The sequence below is a fragment of the Pseudoclavibacter soli DSM 23366 genome (assembly GCF_000423505.1).
In the GTDB taxonomy this organism is placed as follows: Bacteria; Actinomycetota; Actinomycetes; order Actinomycetales; family Microbacteriaceae; genus Pseudoclavibacter_A; species Pseudoclavibacter_A soli.
This window is the reverse complement of the sequence record NZ_AUIC01000003.1, coordinates 56703-78464: the sequence shown is the minus strand read 5'-3', so window position 1 is coordinate 78464 and position 21762 is coordinate 56703. Positions and strand designations below refer to the sequence as shown.

General features: G+C 64.6%; 18 protein-coding genes. 13 read left to right on the top strand and 5 right to left on the bottom strand.

Translation table 11 applies throughout. The features are described 5' to 3' along the window. Nucleotides 1–4 precede the first annotated feature (4 nt). The 13 genes from rpsA to secG all read left to right on the top strand — a co-directional run bounded on the left by rpsA (nucleotide 5) and on the right by secG (nucleotide 15705). On the top strand, nucleotides 5–1456 hold the full coding sequence (rpsA, locus tag G557_RS0100375; RefSeq protein WP_028244524.1) for a 30S ribosomal protein S1: 1452 nt from the start codon (nucleotides 5–7) through the stop codon (nucleotides 1454–1456). A 188-nt stretch (nucleotides 1457–1644) separates the two neighbouring features. Beyond that, nucleotides 1645–2244: a dephospho-CoA kinase gene (coaE, locus tag G557_RS0100370; protein ID WP_036960192.1), complete on the top strand. Its 600-nt coding sequence runs from the start codon at nucleotides 1645–1647 to the stop codon at nucleotides 2242–2244. Between the two features lie 34 nt (nucleotides 2245–2278). After that, nucleotides 2279–2584, top strand: a complete 306-nt coding sequence (locus G557_RS0100365; protein ID WP_028244522.1) for a GNAT family N-acetyltransferase — start codon at nucleotides 2279–2281, stop codon at nucleotides 2582–2584. 67 nt (nucleotides 2585–2651) lie between these two features. Then, entirely contained in the window at nucleotides 2652–4697 is a 2046-nt protein-coding gene (gene uvrB / locus G557_RS0100360) for an excinuclease ABC subunit UvrB (protein WP_028244521.1), read from the top strand. Continuing rightward, a complete protein-coding gene (uvrA, locus tag G557_RS0100355; RefSeq protein ID WP_028244520.1) occupies nucleotides 4697–7576 on the top strand; it encodes an excinuclease ABC subunit UvrA in 2880 nt (959 codons plus the stop codon). The genes uvrB and uvrA overlap by 1 nt, the downstream gene beginning before the upstream one ends. A 2-nt stretch (nucleotides 7577–7578) precedes the next feature. Beyond that, on the top strand, nucleotides 7579–9495 hold the full coding sequence (gene uvrC / locus G557_RS10625; RefSeq protein ID WP_051223956.1) for an excinuclease ABC subunit UvrC: 1917 nt from the start codon (nucleotides 7579–7581) through the stop codon (nucleotides 9493–9495). Continuing rightward, nucleotides 9485–10348: an RNase adapter RapZ gene (gene rapZ / locus G557_RS0100345; RefSeq protein WP_028244519.1), complete on the top strand. Its 864-nt coding sequence runs from the start codon at nucleotides 9485–9487 to the stop codon at nucleotides 10346–10348. Before uvrC ends, rapZ begins: the two co-directional genes overlap by 11 nt. A 6-nt stretch (nucleotides 10349–10354) precedes the next feature. Continuing rightward, complete coding sequence (gene whiA / locus G557_RS0100340) at nucleotides 10355–11317, top strand: DNA-binding protein WhiA (RefSeq protein ID WP_028244518.1); 963 nt, start codon at nucleotides 10355–10357, stop codon at nucleotides 11315–11317. Between the two features lie 160 nt (nucleotides 11318–11477). Continuing rightward, on the top strand, nucleotides 11478–12098 hold the full coding sequence (locus tag G557_RS0100335; RefSeq protein ID WP_028244517.1) for a superoxide dismutase: 621 nt from the start codon (nucleotides 11478–11480) through the stop codon (nucleotides 12096–12098). Between the two features lie 235 nt (nucleotides 12099–12333). After that, a complete protein-coding gene (gap, locus tag G557_RS0100330; protein WP_028244516.1) occupies nucleotides 12334–13344 on the top strand; it encodes a type I glyceraldehyde-3-phosphate dehydrogenase in 1011 nt (336 codons plus the stop codon). 3 nt (nucleotides 13345–13347) lie between these two features. Continuing rightward, entirely contained in the window at nucleotides 13348–14568 is a 1221-nt protein-coding gene (locus G557_RS0100325; RefSeq protein WP_028244515.1) for a phosphoglycerate kinase, read from the top strand. After that, entirely contained in the window at nucleotides 14565–15401 is an 837-nt protein-coding gene (gene tpiA / locus G557_RS0100320) for a triose-phosphate isomerase (protein ID WP_028244514.1), read from the top strand. The genes G557_RS0100325 and tpiA overlap by 4 nt, the downstream gene beginning before the upstream one ends. 55 nt (nucleotides 15402–15456) lie before the next feature. Beyond that, nucleotides 15457–15705 carry a preprotein translocase subunit SecG gene (secG, locus tag G557_RS0100315; protein ID WP_028244513.1) on the top strand — a complete coding sequence of 83 codons (249 nt, stop codon included), beginning with the start codon at nucleotides 15457–15459 and terminating at the stop codon, nucleotides 15703–15705. Between the two features lie 78 nt (nucleotides 15706–15783). Here secG and pgl read toward each other — a convergent pair whose 3' ends face one another. From pgl to tal, 5 genes are read right to left on the bottom strand one after another with little or no spacing between them, the layout of a single operon-like run. Next, nucleotides 15784–16542, bottom strand: coding sequence for a 6-phosphogluconolactonase (gene pgl / locus G557_RS10620; RefSeq protein WP_051223954.1), 759 nt, complete (start codon nucleotides 16540–16542; stop codon nucleotides 15784–15786). After that, nucleotides 16539–17483: a glucose-6-phosphate dehydrogenase assembly protein OpcA gene (locus G557_RS0100305; protein WP_028244512.1), complete on the bottom strand. Its 945-nt coding sequence runs from the start codon at nucleotides 17481–17483 to the stop codon at nucleotides 16539–16541. Before G557_RS0100305 ends, pgl begins: the two co-directional genes overlap by 4 nt. Next, nucleotides 17480–19018 (bottom strand): glucose-6-phosphate dehydrogenase, encoded by a 1539-nt coding sequence (zwf, locus tag G557_RS0100300; RefSeq protein ID WP_028244511.1) that lies wholly within the window; start codon nucleotides 19016–19018, stop codon nucleotides 17480–17482. Before zwf ends, G557_RS0100305 begins: the two co-directional genes overlap by 4 nt. Next, nucleotides 19015–20655, bottom strand: coding sequence for a glucose-6-phosphate isomerase (locus G557_RS0100295; protein WP_028244510.1), 1641 nt, complete (start codon nucleotides 20653–20655; stop codon nucleotides 19015–19017). Before G557_RS0100295 ends, zwf begins: the two co-directional genes overlap by 4 nt. Then, complete coding sequence (gene tal / locus G557_RS0100290) at nucleotides 20652–21761, bottom strand: transaldolase (protein WP_028244509.1); 1110 nt, start codon at nucleotides 21759–21761, stop codon at nucleotides 20652–20654. Before tal ends, G557_RS0100295 begins: the two co-directional genes overlap by 4 nt. Nucleotide 21762: the final 1 nt, after the last annotated feature.

Genomic DNA, 21762 nt, shown 5'->3' with positions numbered 1-21762 from the left:
CTCAATGTCAAGCAATGTAGACCAGAAGGCCCCCGCAGAGATCGCTGTCAACGACATCGGCAGCGCTGAGGACTTCCTGGCAGCGGTCGAAAAGACGCTCAAATTCTTCAACGACGGCGACCTCATCGAAGGCACCGTCGTCAAGATCGACCGTGACGAGGTGCTCCTCGATGTCGGTTACAAGACCGAGGGTGTCATCCCCTCCCGCGAGCTTTCCATCAAGCACGATGTGAACCCCGACGAGGTCGTCAAGGTCGGCGACACCATCGAGGCGCTGGTGCTGCAGAAAGAAGACAAAGAAGGCCGCCTCATTCTGTCGAAGAAGCGCGCCCAGTACGAGCGTGCCTGGGGCGACGTCGAGAAGATCAAAGAGGCTGACGGTGTTGTCAAGGGCACGGTCATCGAGGTGGTCAAGGGCGGCCTGATCGTCGACATCGGCCTGCGCGGCTTCCTGCCCGCATCGCTGATCGAGCTGCGCCGCGTGCGCGACCTGACCCCGTACCTGGGCCAGGAGATCGAGGCGAAGATCCTCGAGCTCGACAAGAACCGCAACAACGTGGTGCTCTCGCGCCGTGCGCTGCTCGAAGAGACCCAGTCGGCCACCCGCAGCTCGTTCCTCAACGAACTGCGCCCCGGTCAGATCCGCAAGGGCGTCGTCTCGTCGATCGTCAACTTCGGTGCGTTCGTCGACCTCGGTGGCGTCGACGGTCTGGTGCACGTCTCCGAGCTCAGCTGGAAGCACATCGAACACGCCTCAGATGTGGTCAAGGTCGGCCAGGAGGTCACCGTCGAGGTGCTTTCGGTCGAGCTCGATCGCGAGCGCGTGTCGCTGTCGCTCAAGGCGACTCAAGAAGATCCGTGGCAGGTCTTTGCCCGCACCCACGCCATCGGCCAGGTTGCACCCGGCAAGGTCACCAAGCTGGTGCCCTTCGGTGCATTCGTTCGCGTTGCCGACGGCATCGAGGGTCTGGTGCACATCTCCGAGCTCTCCAACCGCCACGTCGACCTCGCCGAGCAGGTCGTCAGCGTGGGCCAGGAGGTCTTCGTGCGCATCATCGACATCGATCTCGATCGTCGTCGCATCTCGCTGTCGCTCAAGCAGGCCAACGAGGGCGTCGATCCCGATTCGACCGACTTCGATCCGGCGCTGTACGGCATGGTCACCGAGTATGACGAGCAGGGCAACTACAAGTACCCCGAGGGCTTCGACCCCGAGACCAACGAGTGGAAGCCCGGTTTCGAAGAGGCTCGCATCCAGTGGGAGCAGGAGTACGCCAAGGCTCAGGCTCTGTGGGAGCGCCACAAGGAGCAGGTGCGCGAGCAGCTCGCTCAGGATGCCGAGGCCGGCTTGGCCCCGGGCGAGGCAGCAACCTCGTACTCATCGAGCGACCACGAGGGCACTCTGGCCGACGATGCGTCGCTGGCCGCTCTGAAAGAGCAGCTCGAGCAGAACTGAGCTCAGGTCTTACTGAGCTGAACACAGCAACGGGAGTCGCCTTCGGGCGGCTCCCGTTCTGTGTCTGCAGTGCGAATGTGCGTTCGTTGGTCACGGTGTGTTGTCGTTGGTCAGCACGCACCCAGGCAGTGACCAGCGAGCACACGGTGTGACCAGCGAGCGCGCGCTTGCCGAGTAGACTGGCGCTCATGCCCACAGTCATCGCACTGACCGGAGGAATCGCCGCCGGCAAGTCCACCGTGGCCCGCCTGTTCTCTGAGCTGGGAGCGCGAGTCATCGACGCCGACAAGGTCTCGCGCGAGGTCGTCGAACCGGGTGAGCCAGCTTTCGACGAGATCGTGGCAGCCTTCGGGCCGCAGGTCGTCGCCGCTGACGGCTCGCTCGACCGCCATGCACTGGCGGCCATCGTGTTCAGCGATCCCGAGCAGCTGGCGAAGCTCAACGCCATCGTGCATCCGCGGGTGCGGCAGCGGGTCGCCGAGCGCATCGACTCGGCCCCGGAAGAGTCGATCGTGGTCTACGACGTGCCGCTGCTGGTCGAGGCGAACCTGCCGCGATCCTTCGATGCCATCGTGACGGTGAGCGCCCCCGAACAGGCGCGCATCGATCGGCTGATCGCCGAGCGTGGCTACACCCCCGAAGAGGCCGCTCAGCGCGTTGCGGCCCAGGCCAGCGATGCCGAGCGCGAAGAGGCTGCCGATTTCGTGGTCGATGCCTCAGGCTCGCTCGAAGACACCCAGCGCCACGCGCGACAGGTCTGGCACCAGCTGGCTGCCACCTTCCTGTGAACCGATCTGAGCGTTCTGCGGCTACCATGAGGGCATGACGACGACCCTCACTGACGATCAGGCGAACTCGCGTTACCTGCTGCGCGACGCGTCCGGCAAGCTGCTTAGCGCGGTCGACTACGCCCGCAATGGCGACAGCATTGCCCTCACCCACGTGTTTACACCGGCTCCACTGCGTGGGCACGGCTATGCTGCCGACCTCATGCGGGCGGTGGTCGACGAGCTGCGCACGGATGCGCGGGTGGGTACCGTTCGACCCACCTGTTGGTATGCGGCACAGTGGTTCGATCGGCATCCCGAGCATGCAGATCTGCTTGCCGGAGCCGATACTCAGCCCTGAGCGAACCGTTCACAGGCGATTCGAACAAAGATTCGAATATGGGCTGTTCGGTTGGTACACTGAACGCGTGCAGCCGACTCGTGAAGTCCACCCCTTCAAGGTGGAGAGCCCCTATCAGCCGTCGGGCGATCAGCCCCAGGCCATCGACGAGCTTGCCCGCCGCATCCAAGACGGTGAACGCGACGTGGTGCTGCTTGGCGCAACCGGCACCGGCAAATCAGCCACCACCGCCTGGCTGATCGAACGGCTGCAGCGGCCGACGCTGGTGCTCGCGCACAATAAAACGCTCGCTGCGCAGCTGGCCAATGAGTTTCGCGAGCTGCTGCCGCACAATGCGGTTGAGTACTTCGTGTCGTACTACGACTATTACCAGCCCGAGGCCTACGTGCCGCAGACCGACACTTTCATCGAGAAAGACTCCTCGATCAACAGCGAGGTCGAGCGCCTGCGGCACTCGGCCACTCGGTCGCTGCTCAGTCGTCGCGACGTCGTGGTGGTTTCGACGGTCTCGTGCATCTACGGCCTGGCCACACCCGAAGAATACTTGCAAGCCATGCTGCCGCTGCACGTCGGTGATCAGTTCGACCGCGACGATCTGATTCGCCACTTTCTCGCGATGCAGTACAAGCGCAACGATGTCGAGTTCGTACGCGGCAACTTCCGCGTGCGCGGCGACACCATCGAGATCATCCCCATGTACGACGAAGTGGCGCTGCGCATCGAGCTGTTCGGCGACGAGATCGAGTCGATGAGTCAACTGCATCCACTTACCGGCGAGATCATCAAACCCATCGAGTCGGTCGCGATCTTTCCGGCGTCGCACTACGTCGCCAGTGACGCCACGATGCGCCGTGCCATGAACGAGATCCGCGACGACCTCGACGCGCAGCTGCAGGTGTTCGACAAACAGCAGAAACTGCTCGAAGCCCAGCGCCTCAAAATGCGCACCACCTACGATCTTGAGATGCTCGAGCAGATCGGTTTCTGCTCGGGCATCGAGAACTACTCGCGCTACATCGACGGGCGATCACCCGGTGAGCCACCGCACTGCCTGCTCGACTATTTTCCCGACGACTTTCTCACCGTCATCGACGAGTCGCACGTCACCGTGCCGCAGATCGGCGGCATGTTCGAAGGCGACATGTCGCGCAAGCGCACACTCGTCGAGCACGGGTTTCGCCTGCCCAGCGCCATGGACAACCGGCCGCTGCGCTGGAACGAGTTCGAGCAGCGGGTGGGGCAGACGGTCTACCTCTCAGCGACTCCGGGCAACTATGAACTCGACCACGCCGATGGTGTTGTCGAACAGATCATCCGCCCGACGGGGCTGATCGACCCGCTCATCGTGGTCAAGCCCTCAAAGGGGCAGATCGACGACCTGCTCGAACAAATCCGGCTGCGGGTCGAGCGCGATGAGCGCGTGCTAGTGACCACACTCACCAAGAAGATGTCTGAAGACCTCACCGAGTACCTCTCTGAGAACGGTGTGCGCGTCGAATACCTGCACTCCGACGTCGACACCCTCCGCCGTGTCGAGCTGCTCACCGAGCTCAGACGCGGATCGTTCGACGTGCTGGTGGGCATCAACCTGCTTCGTGAGGGGCTCGACCTTCCCGAAGTCAGCCTGGTGGCCATCCTTGATGCCGACAAAGAGGGCTTTCTGCGCTCGACCACCTCACTGGTGCAGACCATTGGTCGCGCCGCCCGCAACGTCAGCGGCGAGGTGCACATGTATGCCGACAAGATCACCGACTCGATGGCCAGGGCCATCGATGAGACCAACCGCCGTCGCGAGATTCAGCAGAAGTACAACGCCGATCACGGCATCGACCCGCAGCCGCTGCGCAAACGCATCGCCGATATCACCGACCAGCTCATTCGCGAAGACAGCGACACCCGGCGCCTAGTCGGCAGCACTGAGCAGACGGGGCCAGCTCCGCGTGACGCGCATACCGCCGGCGAACTCGAGCAGCTCGTCGCCGATCTCAACGACCAAATGCTCGAGGCCGCCAGACAGCTGCAGTTCGAGCTGGCAGCGCGTCTGCGCGACGAACTGCGTGACCTCAAAACCGAGCTGCGTGCGGCACAGTCCGCCGGGCAGACAGGACGATAATGCACAAGACCCCCGACACCGACAATCAGCTGGTGGTGCGCGGCGCACGCGTGCATAATCTGCGCAACATCGACGTGAGCTTTCCCCGTGACTCGCTGGTGCTGTTTACCGGGTTGAGCGGCTCGGGCAAGTCTTCGCTGGCATTCGACACCATCTTCGCCGAGGGCCAGCGACGCTACGTCGAGAGCCTGTCGGCCTACGCGAGGCAATTCTTGGGGCAAGTCGACCGCCCCGATGTCGACTTCATCGAGGGGCTGAGCCCGGCCGTGTCGATCGATCAGAAGTCGACCAACCGCAACCCACGTTCAACGGTGGGCACCATCACTGAGATCTACGACTATCTGCGCCTGCTGTTCAGCCGCGCCGGCACACCGCACTGCCCGGTGTGTGACGCTCCCATCGAACGTCAGACGGTGCAGCAGATCGTCGACTCTCTGATGCGCCTTGAGACGGGTACGCGCTTTCAGGTGCTGGCGCCCGTGGTGCAGCAGCGCAAGGGTGAGTTCGTCGACCTGTTCGCCAACCTGCAGGCGCAGGGGTTCGCCCGCGCTGTGGTCGACGGTGAGATGGTGCAGCTGTCTGAGGCGCCCAAACTCAAGAAGTCGTACAAGCACAGCATCGATGTGGTCGTCGACCGACTCGTGGCCAAGCCGGGCATCGAGACGCGTCTGACCGATTCTGTCGAGACGGCGCTCAAGCTCGCCGAGGGTGTGGTGGTCGCCGACTTCGTCTCGCTCGAAGCCGATGACGCCGGGCGGCGGCGCACCTTTTCAGAGAAGTTGTCGTGCCCCAACGGTCACGACATCACGGTGACCGACTTCGAACCGCGCACCTTCTCGTTCAACGCGCCCTTCGGCGCCTGCCCCGAGTGCTCAGGCCTCGGCACCGCCATGGCTGTCGACGACGATCTGATCATCGGTGACCCCGACGCCTCGATCGCTGATGGGGCCATTCTGCCGTGGAGCACTCAAGGCAAGGGGCTGTCGAACTTCTTCACGCACGTGCTCGGGAGTCTGGCTGCCGACAACGACTTCTCGCTGACCACGCCGTGGCGCCGGCTGCCACAGGCAGCTCGCGATATCGTGCTGCACGGCAAAGACTTCTCGGTCAAGGTGCGCTATCGCAACCGTTTCGGGCGCGACATCAAATACACCTCCGGGTTTGAAGGGGTGATCCCGTATATCGAGCGCCATTGGCGTGAGGCCGAGAGCGATGCGGCTCGCGAGCGCTACGGTCAATACCTGCGCGAGGTGCCCTGTGCGGTGTGCCACGGCGCCCGACTTAAGCCCGAGGTGCTCGCCGTCAAGGTCGACGGTCTGAGCATTTGGGATGTCGTGCGCATGCCGCTTGATGCGGCTCAGCGTTTCTTCGCAGAGCTCACACTCGACGAACGTCAGGCAGCCATCGCGGCCCCGGTGCTGCGCGAGATTCGCGCTCGACTCGACTTCCTGCTCGAGGTGGGGCTCGGGTACCTGTCATTGGAGCGTTCGGCTGGCACGCTCTCTGGTGGTGAGGCTCAGCGCATCCGACTCGCCACCCAGATCGGCTCAGGGCTCACCGGAGTGCTCTACGTGCTTGACGAGCCGAGCATCGGCCTGCACCAGCGCGACAATCGACGACTCATCGAGACCCTGCTCAAGCTGCGCGACCTAGGCAACACGCTGCTGGTGGTCGAGCACGACGAAGAGACCATTCAGGCGGCCGACTGGATCGTCGACATCGGCCCCGGTGCCGGCGTCGAAGGCGGTCGGGTCATTCACTCCGGCACCTATGCCGAGCTGCTCGAAAACCGCGAGTCGATCACCGGTGACTATCTCGCCGGTCGTCGCAGCATTCCAGTGCCGGCCAAGCGTCGCAAAACCTCGAAACAGCGGCAGATCAAGGTGGTCGGTGCGCGCGAGAACAATCTGCGTAATGTCGATGTGTCGTTCCCCGTTGGTGTGCTCACCGCAGTCACCGGAGTCAGTGGCTCAGGTAAATCTACGCTGGTCAACGACATCCTTTACCGCGTGCTCGCGCAGCGTCTCAATCGTGCACGGGCAGTGGCCGGCAAACACACGCGAGTCACCGGCATCGACCAGCTCGACAAGGTCGTGCATGTCGATCAGAGCCCGATCGGGCGCACCCCACGCTCCAACCCGGCCACCTACACCGGGGTGTTCGACCACATTCGCAAGCTCTTCGCCCAAACTCCTGAAGCGCAGGTGCGCGGATATCAGCCTGGGCGCTTCTCATTCAACGTCAAGGGCGGCCGCTGCGAAGCATGTGGCGGCGATGGCACGCTGAAAATCGAGATGAACTTTCTGCCCGACGTGTATGTCGACTGCGAGGTCTGTCACGGCGCGCGCTACAATCGCGACACCCTGGCCGTGACCTACAAAGGCCGCAACATCGCCGAGGTGCTCGACATGTCGATCGCCGAGGCGGCCGAGTTCTTCGAGCCCATCCGCGCCATTCATCGCTACCTGCAGACCCTCGTTGACGTTGGGCTGGGCTACGTGACCCTCGGCCAGAGCGCGACAACGCTCTCTGGGGGCGAAGCCCAGCGCGTAAAGCTCGCGACCGAGCTGCAGCGCCGTTCCACCGGGCGCAGCGTCTACGTGCTCGACGAGCCCACCACGGGCCTGCACTTCGAAGATGTGCGCAAATTGATCGTGGTGCTCGAAGAGCTCGTTGACAAGGGCAACACCGTCATCGTGATCGAGCACAACCTCGACGTGATCAAGAGCGCCGACTGGATCATCGACATGGGGCCCGAAGGTGGTTCTGGCGGCGGCACAGTCATCGCGCAGGGCACACCCGAGCAGGTCGCGGCCACGCCGGGCAGTCATACCGGGCGATTCTTGGCTGAGATTCTCGATCGTGCGGCGGCGAGCTGACCATGTCCGACGCTCTCTCGTGGCGTCCGCGTACCGGTGACATTCCCTCAAAACCGGGGGTGTATCGCTGGCTTGATGGCAGCGGCCGTGTCATCTACGTGGGCAAAGCCAAGAATCTGCGGGCCCGGCTGAGCAGCTACTTCGCTCCGCTCGAGACGTTGCACGAGCGCACGCGCCGCATGGTGACCACCGCACGCGATCTGCAATGGACCATCGTGGGCAGCGAATTCGAGGCACTGCAGCTCGAATACACCTGGATCAAGCAGTTCGATCCGCCGTTCAACGTGCAGTTCAAAGACGACAAATCGTACCCCTACCTGACGGTGACCACCTCTGAGGAGATTCCCCGGGTGGCGATCACCCGTGGGCGGCACAAGCGGGGCGACCGCTACTTCGGCCCCTACGTCAAGGTGTACCCACTGCGCACCACCATCGACTCACTGCTCAAGGTCTTTCCGATGCGCAGCTGCAAAGCCTCCACACTGAAGGCCGCCCAGCGCAGCGGCAAGCCGTGCCTGCTCGGCGATATCGGCAAGTGCTCGGCACCCTGCGTCGGCCGAGTCAGCATCGAGGCCCACCGAGCCATTGTCGACGACGTGATCCGGTTCATGTCGGGGCACGACCAAACGTACATTCGCGATCTCCGAGGTCGCATGCAGGCGGCCAGCGACGCATTGGAGTTCGAAGAGGCGGCAAAACTGCGCGACCAATTGCAGGCACTCGATTCGGTGCTGGCCAGTTCATCGGTAGTGCTCTCTGACCACGACAACGCCGACGTGCTGGGGTTGTTCGAAGACGAACTCAACGCAGCGGTGCATGTGTTCACCGTGCGCGGTGGCCGCATCCGCGGCGTGCGCACCTGGCTGATCGACAAAGAGCTCGAAGTCGACACTGCCGAATTCTTGAACCAGGCGCTGCAGCACATCTACCTCGACGAAGACGACGACCCACTCGAGGTGCCGGTGCAGATTCTGCTGCCGACGATGCCCGCCGGCGCCGACGCGATCACTGAGATGCTGCGCGAACGCCGTCAGGGCCCGGTGCACCTGCACGTGCCTCAACGCGGCGAGAAGCTCTCGCTGCAGCACACCGTGACCGCGAACGCGGCCGAAGCGCTACGGCAGTACAAAATGAAGCGATCTAGCGACTACACCGCCCGTTCGATGGCCTTGACCGAGATTGCGGATGCCCTCAGGCTCGCCGAGGCCCCGCTGCGCATGGAGTGCTATGACATCTCGCACCTCGGGGGCACCGATGTGGTGGCCTCGATGGTGGTCTTCGAAGACGGTCTGCCCAAGAAGCGCGACTACCGCAAATTCTCGATCACCGGCACCACCGACGACACCGCCTCCATTCACCAAGTGATCACGCGGCGGCTGGCCCACCTCAACGACGAGACTCCCGACACCGATGGGCAGCAGAAACCCTCGTTCTCGTATTTTCCGGGGCTGATCATCGTCGACGGTGGCGCTCCACAGGTCGCGGCGGCTCAGCGCGCCATCGACGAAGCGGGGCTGAGCGGGCGCATCGCCCTTGCGGGTATCGCCAAACGCCTCGAAGAACTCTGGGTGCCCGATGACGACTACCCGGTCATCCTGCGTCGCAACAGCGAAGCCATGTTCATGGTGCAGCGCATTCGCGACGAGGCCCACCGCTTCGCCATCACCTATCAGCGCAACTCCCGCACCAAAGCCTACGAGACCGGCCTGGCCGCGGTGCCCGGCGTTGGTGCGCGCCGTGCTCGAGATCTGCTGCGACACTTTGGGTCGCCAGCGCGTATCGCCCAGGCCAGCGTTCAGCAGCTATGCGAGGTAGAAGGCATCGGGCCGACCACTGCTCAGCGGCTGGTGACGTGGCAGCATGAAAATGCCGCTATTGTAAAGACGGTCAGTCGCGAAGGGAAAGCCAGTGAGCAGTGAGTTCTTGATCCTGACCGGGCTCTCCGGTGCAGGGCGCTCCACGGTTGCCAACGCGCTCGAAGACCTGGGCTGGTACGTCATCGACAACCTCCCGCCCAAGATGCTGGTGCCGCTCGCGCACTTCATCGAAGATCCGGCACACGAGATCGACCGCCTCGCCGTCGTTATCGACGTGCGTGGCGGTGAGTTGTTCAGTGACCTCGAGGCACAGCTCGACGAGCTGGACGGGCTTGAAGTGCGCGTCAACGTCGTCTACCTCGAAGCCAGCGACGAGTCATTGGTGCGGCGTTTCGAGAAGGTTCGTCGACCCCACCCGCTGCAGGTCGGTGGCACGCTGCTCGACAGCATTCGCGCGGAGCGGCAGCGTCTGAGCGGCCTGCGCAGTCGGGCGCAGACCATCATCGACACGACGACCATGAACGTGCACCAGCTGACCAATCGCGTGTTCGAACTGTTCGGCGAGGCGCAGGCTGACACCGTCACGGTGACGATCACCAGCTTTGGGTTCAAATACGGGCTGCCGCTCGACGCTGACATGGTCGCCGATATGCGCTTTCTGCCCAACCCATTCTGGGACGAATCGCTGCGCAGCAAGACCGGTGAAGACCGAGCGGTCAGCGACTTCGTGCTCTCGCAGCCGGGCGCCAAAGAGTTTCTCGACGAATACGAACGTGCGCTCACCACAGTGCTGGCGGGTTACCTGCGTGAGAACAAGAGACACGCGATGTTCGCTTTCGGCTGCACCGGCGGCAAGCATCGTTCGGTGGCAAGCGCCATCGAGATGGCCAGACGACTGGCCCAACATCCCCGACTCTCGGTCAAGGTCACGCATCGTGACCTCGGAAAGGAATGACCCTCCGTGCCGTTGACATCACAGGTCAAACACGAGCTGATCAGACATCGATACGCGCATGGGCGCGAGCGTGCCGCTGAACTGGCGACCACGCTGCGGTTCGGGGGAGGGCTCCATCAGATCTCCGGCGTACTGGTCGTCGAGGTGACCCTTGACTCGCCCGAGCTCACCGATCGCGTGCAGAAAGCTCTCTATGAGCTCTATGGCACACGCTCTCAGGTGGTCGACGCGGTCAGCGGGGCCGACGAATACCTCGTGCGCATTTCTCGCGGTGGTGAGATTCTGGCCCGCCAGACCGGGCTCATCGATGCTCGCAACCGCCCCATCCGCGGTCTGCCGAGTGCGTTGGTCAACGGGTCGCCGGCGATTTCCGCGGCAGTGTGGCGTGGCGCATTCCTCGCCGCAGGCGTGCTCACCGACCCCGGACGCTCCAGCTCGCTCGAGATCACCGCGCCGCTGAACGAGGCGGCCATGGCGCTCGTGGGCAATGCCCGCCGGTTGGGCGTCTCCGTCAAGGCCCGCGAGATTCGCAACGCGCACCGCGTGGTGGTTCGCGAGCCCGATGCCATTGCCGCTCTGCTGCGTCTGCTCGGCGCCACGCATACGCTGGCTGACTGGGAAGACGTGCGCCGCCGCAAAGAGGTGCGCGCCAACGTCAACCGCCTGGTGAACTTCGACGACGCCAACCTGCGTCGGTCGGCACAGGCCGCGGTCACCTCGGGGGCCCGCGTCGAGCGCGCACTCGAGATTCTGGGTGACGAGATTCCCGAGCACCTGCGCTATGCGGGGCAGCTGCGCCTGGCACATCGGCAGGCCAGTCTCGACGAACTCGGGCGCCTGGCCGACCCACCGCTGACCAAAGACGCGGTCGCCGGGCGCATCCGCCGGCTGCTCGCCATGGCAGACAAGCGGGCCGAAGAGCTCGGTGTGCCGGGTACTGACTCGAACGTGCCCGAAGACGTGGCCTGAGCCCGCGAGGCGAGTGCGGCATCCACCCGCGATTTCGCGTTCAGTGAACGTGTCGTGACAACTTTCCGCATGTCGTGCCCCGCGGGCGCTTGGGTGACTACACTCAATGAAACGAGCCCCAACCGAGGCTCACGCACGGAACGACTAATGAGGAGTCTTCATGGCTGTCTACACACTTCCCGAGCTGCCCTACGACTACAGCGCGCTCGAGCCCAACATCAGCGGCAAGATCATGGAACTGCACCACGACAAGCATCACGCGACCTATGTAAAGGGCGCCAACACCGCGCTCGAGCAGCTTGAGGCCGCACGCGAGTCGGGCGATTTCGCCAACATCAACAAGCTCGAGAAAGACCTCGCGTTCAACCTCGCCGGCCACGCCAACCACACCGTGTTCTGGGAGAACCTCACCCCTGAGACCCAGCGCCCCGAGGGCGAGCTCGACGCTGCCATCACCGAGAACTTCGGCTCATTCGAGAAGTTCCAGGGCCAGTTCGCTGCTGCTGCTCTGGGCATCCAGGGCTCTGGCTGGGCCGCGCTCACCTACGATTCGCTGAGCGAGAAGCTGCTGGTCGAGCAGTGGCACGATCACCAGAGCGAGCACGCCACCGGCACGGTGCCACTGTTCCTCGTTGACATGTGGGAGCACGCCTTCTACCTCGACTACCTCAACGTCAAGGCCGACTACGTCAAGGCCATCTGGAACATCACCAACTGGCAAGATGTTGCCGCTCGTCTCGAGACCGCTCGCACCGCGGGCAAGGGCCTCATCGCTCGCTGACCCTCGACGTCGCGCGCCGGTCGGCAGAGATTGAAAGCTACGCGCGAGTGCGTTTCGAAGCCCCGCATCCACCCCAGGATGCGGGGCTTCGTCGCGTCTGCGGCCGCCGGTTGCCACCGGTGCGGGTGGTGGTTCCATCGCCGTGTCAGGTGAATTCAGACCGTGATCTCCCGTAGAATGACACCGGCGGGGAATCCGTCGTGCACGTGAAATCTGAACATCAAGGAGAACGCTCGTGACAGTTCGAGTTGGCATCAATGGGTTCGGTCGCATTGGCAGGACTGTCCTGCGCGCGGCCCTCGATCAGCCGGAGACCGGCTTCGAGATCGTGGCGGCCAACGATTTGGGCGACCTTGAGACTCAGGCTCACCTGCTCAAGTACGATTCCGTGCACGGCATCTGGAACCACGACGTGCAGACCGCCGAGGGCAAGCTGCTCATCGACGGCAAAGAGATCACCGCGCTGAGCTCCCGCGAGCCCGCCGAACTCGGCTGGGGCGACCTCGGCGTCGACATCGTCATCGAGGGCACCGGCAAGTTCAACGACGCAGACAAGGCGCGCGCGCACCTTGAGGCCGGCGCCAAGAAGGTCGTCATCACTGCTCCTGCCAAGCACGAAGACGGCACGTTCGTCATGGGCGTCAACGACGACCAGTACGACCCCGAGACCCAGCATGTCATCTCGAACGCATCGTGCACTACCAACTGCCTGGCGCCGCTGCTCAAGCCCTTCCTCGACCACTTCGGCATTGAGCGCGGCCTGATGACCACGGTGCACGCGTACACCGGCGATCAGCGTCTGGTCGACTCCAAGCACAAAGATCTGCGCCGCGCCCGTTCGGCTGCAGTCAACCTCGTGCCCACCTCGACTGGTGCGGCCAAGGCCATCGGCCTGGTGCTGCCCGAACTCAAAGGCAAACTTGACGGGTTCGCCGTTCGGGTGCCCGTGCCCGACGGCTCGCTGACCGACGTCACCATCGAATCGTCGCGCACCGTGTCTGTCGAAGACATCCTCGAGGTCTACCGTGAGGCTGCCGATGGCGAACTCGCGGGCATCCTCGAATACAGCGAAGCACCGATCGTCTCAAGCGACATCGTCGGCAACGGCCACTCCACGATCTTCGACGCACCGCTGGTGCGCGTGATCGGCAACACTGTCAAGCTCGTCGGCTGGTACGACAACGAATACGGCTACTCTCGCCGTGTCGTCGATCTCACGTCGCTCGTCGCCTCGAAGCTCGCCTGATCCATGGCACTGCAGACGCTCGACTCCCTGCCTGACCTCAACGGCCGCCGCGTCATTGTGCGCAGCGACCTCAATGTGCCGCTGGCCGACGGTGTGATCACCGATGACGGCCGCATCCGTGCCTCGCTGCCCACCTATCAGCGACTGCTGGATGCCGGGGCTGCGCTGGTCATCATTGCTCACCTTGGTCGGCCCAAGGGTGCGGTAGTGCCCGAGCTGTCGCTTCGTCCGGCAGCCGAGCGCCTCGCCGAGCTGCTCGGTCGGCCGGTGGCCTTCGCCGTAGACACCGTTGGTGCCGATGCGCAGGCCAAGGTCGCCGCGCTGGCTCCGGGGCAGGTGCTGGTGCTCGAGAACCTGCGCTTCAACGCCGCAGAGACCTCGAAAGACGCAGACGAGCGCCTGGCGTTCGCTCGCGAACTGGCCGCTTTTGGCGATGCCTACGTCTCAGATGGGTTCGGCGTGGTGCATCGCAAGCAGGCGAGCGTCTACGAGCTGGCCACCCTGCTACCGCACGCAGCCGGGCTGCTGATCGAGAGCGAACTCGCCGCGCTCGGCCGTCTGCTCGATTCGCCGGAGCGCCCCTATACCGTGGTGCTGGGTGGCTCGAAGGTCTCTGACAAAATCGCCGTCATCGACAATCTGCTGCCGAAGGTCGACCACATTCTGATCGGCGGGGGCATGGTCTATACGTTCCTGGCAGCTCGTGGCGACGCCATCGGCGCCTCCTTGGTCGAAGCCGACCAGATCGATCGTGCCCGTGACTACCTCGATGAGGCTGAGCGGCTCGGCGTGCACGTGCATCTGCCCGTCGACATTGTGGTTGCCGACAAGTTCGCTGCCGATGCGGCACATGCGGTCACCCCGGTCGATGCGATCGAGGCGAGCCCGCTGGGCAAGACCGCGCTGGGTCTCGATGTGGGCCCTGAAACCGCCACCGAGTATGCCGAAGTGGTCAAGGCCTCCAAGACCGTCTTCTGGAACGGCCCGCTCGGCGTGTTCGAGTTCGAGCCCTTCGCGGGGGGGACCCGCACGGTGGCGCAGGCCCTGGCCGACTCTGACGGGTACACCGTCATCGGCGGCGGCGACTCGGCGGCAGCTGCGCGGGCGTTCGGCTTCTCTGACACCGACTTCGGGCACATCTCGACCGGCGGGGGAGCGAGCCTCGAGCTGCTCGAGGGCAAGACTCTGCCCGGCCTTGAGGTGCTCGGGTGGCAGGCCGCATGAGCAACCGCACCCCACTGATCGCGGGCAACTGGAAGAACAACATCGACCATCTGCACGCCATCGCGCTCGTGCAGAAGCTCGCTTGGACTCTTCGTGACGCAGATCACGACTTCGATGACGTCGAAGTTGCGGTGTTTCCGCCGTTCACCGACCTGCGCAGCGTGCAGTCGCTGGTCGCCGCAGACCGTCTGCCGATCACCTACGGCGCGCAAGACCTATCGGTGCACGACAGCGGTGCATACACCGGCGAGATCTCTGGTGCGTTCATCGCCAAGCTCGACGCGCGCTACGCCCTGGTCGGTCACTCCGAACGGCGTCAGTACCATCACGAGACCGATGAGGTCGTGGCGCAGAAGACCATCGCTGCGCGTCGCAACGGGCTCGTGCCGGTCATCTGTGTCGGCGAGACCGCTGATGATCTCGAAGCGCAGGGGCCTGCAGCCGTGCCAGTGGCACAGCTGACCGCCGTGCTTGAGACCATTGCAGCCGATCTCGACGGCGTCGAGCCCGATGCTGCGCCGCTGGTGGTGGCCTACGAACCGGTCTGGGCAATCGGCAGCGGCCAAGCGGCGTCGCCAGAGCAGGCACAACAGGTCATCGCGCGCCTGCGGGCTGCCGTGGCAGACTCGCTGACCCCGACGCTCGGTGAGGCGCAGGCGCAGGCCTGGGCGGCATCCGTGCGCGTGCTCTATGGCGGCTCGGTCGCGGTCGACAACGTGGCTGGCTTCCTGGCCCAGCCCGATATTGACGGTGCGCTGGTCGGGGGCGCAAGCCTTGACGCCACCAAATTCGCGCAGATCGCCCAGTTCCGCAAACATGTGCGCACGAACTGAACCGCATATACGTATACTTGGAGAGTTGCCGACGGGCGACTGACGAAAGGCCGATGTGACTGCTCTGATCATTACCCTCAACGTGCTGCTGACAGTGACCAGCATTCTGCTGACCCTGCTCATCCTGCTGCACAAGGGGCGCGGCGGCGGTCTGAGCGATATGTTCGGCGGCGGCACCACCAGCAGCTTCAACTCGTCGGGCGTGGCTCAGCGCAACCTCAACCGCATCACGATCATCATCAGCAGCGTCTGGTTCATCTCGATCGTGGGCATCGGTCTGCTCGTTCGCTTCGACCAGCTCTGATACAACCCAGCACTTGCGCCTGCGGGCGCCTTTTCGGCCTGTCGGCCTCGACTGCATTCTGATCGAGGCGGCAGGCCGTTATTCGCTGCTGATCAGCAGCGTCGACTCTGCTCCAACACTGACCGCAGCGGGCAGAGCCGTTGCATCGGCGATCGGCTCGGGTCGCAGCGCCGTCTGCAGCACGTGGGCGACGGCATCGGCTTTCTGCGCACCAGCCCCCAGCAGCACCACCTGACGTGCCGCGCGAATCGTGCGCAGTGAGAGCGTGACCCGCTGTGCGGGTGGTTTCGGGCTGTGCGACACCGCATGGGTGAGCGCGCCCTCTTCGAGGCGGTGCTCGGCGAGCAGCTGCAGATCACTCGTGAACACCGGGTGCTGCGGAAACAGCGACGCCACATGGCCGTCAGGGCCGATGCCGAGCACGAGTACATCGAGAACGGGGGTGCCTTGGGCGTCGGCCGGGGCGGCTGCGGCGAGACGCTCGGCATAGTCTGCGGCAGCCGCATCCAACGTCATCTGCGCAGGCGCTGCGACGCGTTCGAGGCGGGCCTGCGCGAAGGCGGGGGAGAGGCTGGCCTGCTGCACGGCAGTCAGATCGTTGCGGTCAGGATGCTCCAGCGGCTGCCAGCGCTCGTCGCCGTACCAGAGGGTCGCTTGGCGCCACCCGGGAGTGTCTGTCGCAGCCAGGCGTTTGGTCAGCAGCGTACCGGCGGTGCCTCCGGTGAGCCCGATCTGCGGGTGTTCGCACGTCTCGAGGGTGTGCAGCACCGCACGAGCCGCCGCGTCGACGGCTTCATTGAGATCGGCGACCTGCAGATGCCGCCAGACTCGAGTCATGAGCGGCGAACGGCGGCGTCGGCGGCGTCGGCGACCAGTGGCAGGCCGTGCCGCAGCACTTGCGCGTAGACGGTGTCTTCATCGAGGCTGCGTAGATCTTCGGAGAGACACTCGGCAGCGGTGCGTTGGGTCAGCGGGATGGTCTGCTCGGGCAGGTCAGGCACCTGCAGGCGGCTGAGACCAGCCTGCGGGTCGCCGGTGAGCACGATGTCGCCGTCGGGGCGGGTCAGCCGCACCTCGAGCACGGAGAGCACCGACTCGGCTCGCGTAATCTGCACGGGTACCCCGAGACGCTGAGCCAGCCATGCGGCAAGCAGCCGCAACTCGGGCTTGCACGGGTCACCGCTGACGGCGACTTGGGTGACGGTCAGAAACGGCGGCTGATCGAGGGTGGCCGCGAGCTGTCCGCGCAGCAGGCTGAGCTGTGCCCAGGCCAGATCAGTGGCGCCAGGCCGATATTCGCGGGCGAGTTCACGAAGGCCGCGCACGGGGTCTTCGGTCTGCGACACATCAGTGATGCGGCGCACGGCCAAGGTGTCGAGGGCACCCGCCTGACTGATGGGCTGACCGCCGGTGAACCACAGCACCACGGGGGTGTCGGGCAGCAGGAGGCCGATAACCAGGGTGTCGAGCGCTGAGGCGACCGAACCGCGGGCGCGAATCACGATGACCTCGCTGGCCCCGGTATCGGTACCCAGACGCAGCTGCGCATCAACGCGATCGACGGTATCGTCGGGCGCGGCCACCACGACGATCACACGCATGGAGTGCTCGCGCGCGGTGTCATCGGCAGTTGCGATGGCGGCGGCCTCATGTGCTGCGTCGGTGAAGACCACCAGCGTGAGCACACGGCCGAGCGTGCCCAGCCCGGTCTGCTCGCGTGCCCGCACAAGTTGTTTCGAGATCGCGGTGGTGTCGGTGTCGGTGAGTTCGATGATCATGGGCGTCGCCAGGTTCTTCCTTCGCGGGCGAGCATGGCGTCGGCCGAGGCCGGGCCCCAAGTTCCGGGGCGATACCCTTCTGGCTGGCCCGAGGCCGCCCAGAAGCGCTCGATGGGGTCAAGGATGCGCCAGCTCAGCTCCACCTCTCGGTGCTGCGGAAACAGCGGTGGCTCGCCGAGCAGCACATCGAGAATCAGCCGCTCATAGGCCTCGGGGCTCGACTCGGTGAAGGAGTGGCCGTACCCGAAGTCCATGCTCACATCGCGAACCTCCATGTTGGTGTCGGGCACTTTCGATCCGAAGCGGATGGTGATGCCCTCTTCTGGCTGTACGCGGATCACCAGAGCGTTCTGCCCGAGGGCCGCGGTCTGATGCTCGGTGAATAGCAGCTGAGGAATGCGCTTGAAGACCAGAGCAATCTCAGTGACGCGTCGCCCGAGACGCTTGCCAGCCCGCAGATAGAACGGCACCCCAGCCCAGCGTCTGGTGTGCACATCCACCCGGAATGCCGCATAGGTCTCAGTGACCGAATTGGGCGCTGTGCCCTCTTCGTCGAGGTAGCCCACGACTTCGCGACCGCCCTGCCAGCCGCCGAGATACTGCCCGCGTGCGGTGTTGGCGGCGAGATCGTCGGGCAGCCCGACGGCGTTCAGCACTTTGATCTTCTCGCTACGCAGTGCGCGCGGGTCGAATGAAGTGGGCTCTTCCATGGCGGTCAGCGCGAGCAGCTGCAGCAGGTGGTTCTGAATGACGTCACGAGCTGCACCGATGCCGTCGTAGTATCCGGCGCGCCCGCCGATGCCGATGTCTTCGGCCATGGTGATCTGCACGTGGTCGACGTAGTTCGCATTCCACAGCGGCTCGAACACGCTGTTGGCGAAGCGGAACGCCAAGATGTTCTGCACGGTCTCTTTGCCGAGATAGTGATCGATGCGAAAAATGTCGTCGCGTGCGAACACCTGCTCGACCACGGCGTTGAGACGCTGCGCGCTCTCGAGGTCGTGACCGAAGGGCTTCTCGATGACCACGCGTCGCCAGGTGTTCTCGTCGTGGTCGGCCAGACCTTCACGAGCCAGGCGATCGCACACATCAGAGAAGTGGCGGGGTGGAATCGAGAGGTAGAACGCGGCGTTGCCACGAGTGCCGCGCGAGCTCTCGAGTTCGCTGAGCACCTCGCTGAGCGTGGCATAGGCCGCCGGGTCGTCGAAGGCGCCGCTGACGAATCGGAGCCCAGCTGACAGCTGTTGCCAAACCGACTCGCGAAACGGCGTGCGGGCCGATCGGCGCACGCTCTGGGCGACGAACTCGGCAAACTGCTCATGGCTCCACTCGCGGCGACCGAAGCCGACCAAGCTGAACCCCGGTGGCAGCAGCCCCCGGTTGGCAAGGTCATAGACCGCAGGCAGCAGCTTGCGCTGTGCGAGATCGCCGGTCACACCGAAGATCACGAGCGCGCCGGGGCCGGCGATGCGCAACAGGCGACGGTCATCGGCCGAGCGCAGCGGGTTCAGCCCCAGCGGCTGCGTCTGGCTCATGCCTCGCCGACCTGCCGACCAGCGACAGACACGGCAGTCTGCAGCACCTGCTGCAAGTGTGCGTCGTCGTCGATCTCGATGCGCAGCACGGGCAGGCCGTGATCGGCCAGCACCTGGGCGTCTCCGGTGGCCTGGGCGCGCAGCAGTTGAGCGAACCCGAACGGGCGGTCGGGAATGGCCAAGGCATCGTCGCTCACCCGAGTGATCTGCAAGAACACGCCCTCAGCAGGGCCACCCTTGTGATACTGGCCGGTAGAGTGCAGGAAGCGAGGGCCCCATCCGAAGGTCACCGGGCGGTTCAGCGCCTGCGCGAACTCGTCGCGCACCTGCTCGAGAGCATTGTGACCCAGTCGGTCGGCGTAGATCTGCACGGCCAGGTAACCAAGCTCAGGGTCGAGCGTGGCGAACAGCGCCTCGAGCGCACCGGTCAGCGACGACACCGCGTGCAGGTCGGGCTGTGCACCAGGAGCATAGACGCGCACACCGGCTTCGGTATACGCCGGCTTCGCGTCGTCGAGCGGATGCTCGAGCAACGCACGCGCCGCAGCCTTCGCGCTCTCAACATCGGGCTGATCGAACGGGTTGATCTCGAGCAATGCGCCAAGTGCCGCCGTGGCGACCTCCCAGACCAGAAGCTGCGCGCCCAGCGGTGCGACGACGCTCAGCGCACCACTTAGCGAGTACTCGGCAAGCGGCTCGAACGAGGTGCCGACCAGCACCGGCTGCACATCGGCGGTCGGGCTGGTGATTTCGGGGGAGTGCACCCGAACCGCGATCGGCAGCACACCGACGCCCTGTTTGCCGGTGGACTCAGCGACCAACTGCTCGATCCATGCGGGCAGCTGCGCAAGCTTGCCGTCACCGGCGGCCACGGCGAATTTATCGACCTGCGCGGGATCAGCTGCCAGCGTCGCAGCCAGCCTCAGCGCGGGGTTGTCAACGCTGTCGGCCACGAGCTCGGCTGACGCCGCACGGGCCTCATCGAGCAGCGTGACGATATCGACACCGGCCAGCCCAGACGGCACCAGCCCGAATGCGGTGAGCGCGGAATAGCGGCCACCGACGTTGGCATCGGCGTTGAACACGCGGTACCCGGCTGCACGAGCGTTCTCGTCGAGCGGTGACCCCGGGTCGGTGACCACGATGATGCGCTCGGCCGGGTCGATGCCGGCTTCTCGGAAGGCCTGCTCATAGGCGCGGCGCTGCGAATCGGTCTCGAGGGTGGAGCCCGACTTTGAAGAGACCACAACGGCCGTGCGGTCGAGATCGTGCTCGATGACCGCGCGCAGCTGCTGGGGGTCGGTGGTGTCGAGAATGTGCAGCCGCACACCCGCAGCCTGGGTGATCAACTCTGGTGCCAGCGACGACCCGCCCATGCCAGCGAGCACGAAGCGATCGACGCCGCGCTCGGCGAGGGCATCGCGCAGAGCCAGAATTTCGGGCACGAGTGGTGCGCTGATCTCGGCCGCCCGCAGCCAGCCCAGGCGAATCGACGCCTCGGGCTGTGCCTCGGCCCCCCAGATTGTGTCATCGCCGCTCCACAGGCGAGACGCGAATGACGACTCGATCAGTCGCTGCAGCGCCTGCGCGGAGGCACTGACCCGACGGTCGGGAATGGTGACGGTGATCGTGCTCATCGGCGCTCCTTCAGCTCGGTCTCGACGGTGGCAAGCAGATGCTGCCAGGCGTCGACGAATTTCTGCACGCCCTCGGCTTCGAGGGTTTCAGAGACTTCGGTGAGTGAGACACCCACGGCCTGAATGCGGTCGAGCGTGTCTTTTGCCGCATCGATCTGCTGGGGAATACGCCCAGCGTTGACCACACCGTGATCGAACACTGCGTCGAGCGTGGCCTGCGGCACGGTGTTCACGGTGTCTGCAGCGACCAGCCCGGTAACATACGCGGTGTCTGGCAGCGCCGGGTCTTTGACACCGGTGGATGCCCACAGCGGCCGTTGAGGCCTCACGCCAACCGCGGCCAACGTGCGCCAACGTTCGGTGTCGAGTGAGTCGAGAAACACCTGGTACGCCGCACGAGCGTTCGCGAGAGCCGCAGTGTTGTGCAGTCCGTCGGTTGGGCCAAAGCCAAGACGTTCGAGGCGTCGGTTGACCTCGACGTCGACACGCGAGACGAAGAACGACGCCACCGACTGAATGGGGCGGATGTCGCGGCCGGCATCGCGAGCGAGCTCCAGCCCGGTAAGCCACGCGTTGATCACTTCGCGGTAGCGCGGCAGCCCGAAGATGAGTGTCACGTTGACGCTGATGCCCTCAGCGACCACCCGCGGGATGGCGCGCAGCCCAGCGTCGGTGGCCGGAATCTTGATCATGACGTTTGGGCGGTCGATGCTGCGCCACAGCTCGATGGCCTGTGCCACCGTGCCTTCGGCGTCATCGGCCAAACGAGGATCGACCTCGATGGAGACCTGGCCGTCGACACCATCGGTGTCGGCATACACCGTGGACAGCACATCGGCTGCCCGGCGCACGTCATCAGTGGTCAGTGCGCGCACTACACCGTCAACGTCGGTGCCGGCGGCGACCAGCTCGTCAATCTGCTGGCGGTAGGCGGCACCATTGGAGATTGCGGCGTCGAAGATGCTCGGGTTGGTGGTCACACCCACGATGTGATGGGTGTCGAGCAGTCGGGCAAGACTCCCGTCATCAAGGCGGGAGCGACTCAGATCATCGAGCCAGATGCTCACCCCGGCGGCCGACAGATCGTGCAGTGCGGTGCTGGTCATC